The organism is Allobosea sp. CER48 (assembly GCF_044752385.1).
Lineage (GTDB): Bacteria > Pseudomonadota > Alphaproteobacteria > Rhizobiales > Beijerinckiaceae > Allobosea.
Window position 1 is genome coordinate 1 of the sequence record NZ_JBIWYK010000444.1, and the last position, 2,518, is coordinate 2,518.

General features: G+C 68.9%; 3 protein-coding genes. 2 read left to right on the top strand and 1 reads right to left on the bottom strand.

Annotated elements, in window-relative coordinates:
• The coding region (locus ACIPIA_RS14110; RefSeq protein WP_400510459.1) for a glycosyltransferase family A protein at nucleotides 1-459 on the bottom strand (459 nt) is incomplete at its 3' end.
• A gap of 124 nt (nucleotides 460-583) precedes the next feature.
• On the opposite strand from ACIPIA_RS14110, the gene ACIPIA_RS14115 reads away from it, so the two are divergent.
• Nucleotides 584-1,777 carry a PA0069 family radical SAM protein gene (locus ACIPIA_RS14115; protein ID WP_400510460.1) on the top strand — a complete coding sequence of 398 codons (1,194 nt, stop codon included), beginning with the start codon at nucleotides 584-586 and terminating at the stop codon, nucleotides 1,775-1,777.
• A 74-nt stretch (nucleotides 1,778-1,851) separates the two neighbouring features.
• On the top strand, nucleotides 1,852-2,463 hold the full coding sequence (locus tag ACIPIA_RS14120; RefSeq protein ID WP_400510461.1) for a ribonuclease HII: 612 nt from the start codon (nucleotides 1,852-1,854) through the stop codon (nucleotides 2,461-2,463).
• Nucleotides 2,464-2,518: the final 55 nt, after the last annotated feature.

Consider the following 2,518-nt stretch of genomic DNA (forward strand, 5'->3'; position numbering starts at 1 on the left):
CAGCCGTTGCGGCGCCTCGCCGAGGCGTCCCTCCAGCGCCATCGCCTTCGGCAGGACGAGGCCTGACCGCAACCTGCGCGCCCCGAAGGAAAGGGCGGCGCGCTCTCGCAGTGCCGCGCCGGCCGCGTGCAGCGGGATCAGGGCAGGCGCGTCCGGCGTCACCAGCAGGTGCCGCTCCACCGCCTGCACCCAATGCGCCTGCGGCACATCGCCGGCATCGAACAGGACGAGCCTGTCGCCGCGCGCCGCCGCTGCCCCGTCCTGCCAGGCCTCGGCAGGTGCGGTGCGCAGATAGCGCGCACCGGTCGTGTCCGCGACGCGCTCGAAATCCGGCGCCCCCACCGTGTCGACGATCACGGCATGGCCGAGAAAGCCTTCGGCCACCGCCGGAATCAGCACGGCAAGTGTTGCGGCGAGTGCGCGCGGGGAACCATCGGCGCGGATCACGGCAGTGAGCATACGCAAAGTTCTATGCCGCAGCGCAGCACGCCGCAATCCCGCGCTTGCTTTTCGTTCCTGTTATGTTCACTCTATCCGGACCAGGAACGCGTCGATTCCCGGCGCGCGAACCGGCTGGAAAGCCATGCCCCAGGCCAGACCCTCCGAAAGGCCGCACCCCACGGCCCAACCGCTGCGGCGGCAAGACAGGGAGCCGACCATCTCGTCCCCGGTCGTCGCGCCGGCCGACCCCCTCGCCTATGCCGGGCATCGCATCGACCCGGAGCGGCGGCGCGGACGCGGCGCCACGATCAATCCGGGCGGACGCTACGAGGCCGAGCAGCGCATCGCCGAGGACGATGGCTGGGGCTCGCTCGAGGAGCTGCCGCCGTTCAGGACGGAGATCGCCTACGAGAAGGCGCGCAACATCATCACGCGCAACGACTCGCCGGATATTTCCTTCGACCGCTCGATCAATCCCTATCGCGGCTGCGAGCATGGCTGCGTGTACTGCTTCGCGCGGCCGACCCATGCCTATCTCGGGCTCTCCCCCGGACTGGATTTCGAGAGCAAGCTGACGGCGAAGCCCGATGCCGCGGCGCTGCTGGAGAAGGAGCTCTCCTCCCCCTCCTACCAGCCGCGGACCATCGCCATCGGCACGAATACCGACGCCTATCAGCCGATCGAGAAGAAGCTCCGGATCATGCGCGAGATCCTGGGAGTGCTGGCGAAGTTCAACCACCCGGTCGGCATCGTCACCAAATCGGCCCTGGTCCAGCGGGACATCGATATCCTCGCGCCGATGGCCGAGAAGGGGCTGGTCAAGGTCGCCATCTCCGTCACGACGCTCGATGCGAAGACGGCGCGGGGCATGGAGCCGCGCGCCGCCTCGCCGCAGAAGCGTCTGGAGACGATCCGGAAACTCTCCGAAGCCGGCGTTCCGACGACGGTGCTGGTCGCGCCGATCATCCCGGCCGTCAACGAGCACGAGATCGAACGCATCCTCGACGCCACCAAGGCCGCCGGCGCGCAGGAGGCCGGCTATGTGCTGCTGAGATTGCCGCTCGAAGTTCGCGATATCGTACAGGAATGGCTGCTCACGCATCATCCCGACAAGCTCCGGCATGTGATGTCGCTGATCCGTTCGACGCGCGGCGGCAAGGACTACGATTCGCAATGGGGCCAGCGCATGGTCGGCTCCGGCCCCTATGCCTGGATGATCGGCCGGCGCTTCGAGATGGCGGCCGAACGCGTCGGCTTCAACACCACGCGGCGGCGCCTGCGCACCGACCTGTTCGTGAAGCCGGAGAAGGAGAAGGCGCAGCTCAGCCTGTTCTGAAGGCGGGCTGCCTCGGGTGCGAAGGGGCGGCGCCGGCACTGGCTTCGCATCGCGCTCTGCGGCATAAGCCGGCGATGCCCGCCGATTTCACCCGCGAGACCCTTGCGATCGCCAACGGCCTCTGGCCGCTGGCCGGCATCGACGAGGTCGGCCGCGGGCCGTTGGCTGGCCCGGTGGTCGCGGCCGCGGTCATCCTCGACCCCGCCCGCGTGCCGCATGGGCTCGACGATTCGAAGAAGCTGCCGGCGTCCGTCCGCGAAGAGCTGTTCGGCGAAATCATGGAGCGTGCGCTTGCCGTTTCCGTCGCGAGCGTGACGGCGGTCGAGATCGACAAGGTCAACATCCGCCAGGCGACGCTGCTCGCGATGCGCCGCGCCGTCGCGGGCCTGCCGGTGGTACCGCTGCATGTGCTGGTCGACGGCAACGACCCGCCGCAACTCAGCTGTGGCTGCGAAGCGATCATTCAGGGTGATGGCGCAATCGCCTCCATCGCCGCCGCCTCCATCGTCGCCAAGGTCACGCGCGACCGGATGATGGCCCGGCTGTGCCGGCGCTATCCCGCCTACGGTTTCACGGGCCATGTCGGCTACGCCACACCGCAGCATCGGCGGGCGATTGCAGAGCATGGCCCCTGCCCCGAGCACCGCTACTCCTTCTCCCCCGTGAAAGGCGTCTGGTTCCGATAGGGACCGGCTCGCCCGCCTGCGTTCCCGTCCGGAGCGGGGCGCAGACGCGTGGTCG

Bases quoted from the DNA above. Each gene is read 5' to 3' on its own strand.
- ACIPIA_RS14115 (WP_400510460.1), top strand. From the start codon at position 584: ATGCCCCAGGCCAGACCCTCCGAAAGGCCGCACCCCACGGCCCAACCG.
- ACIPIA_RS14120 (WP_400510461.1), top strand. From the start codon at position 1,852: ATGCCCGCCGATTTCACCCGCGAGACCCTTGCGATCGCCAACGGCCTC.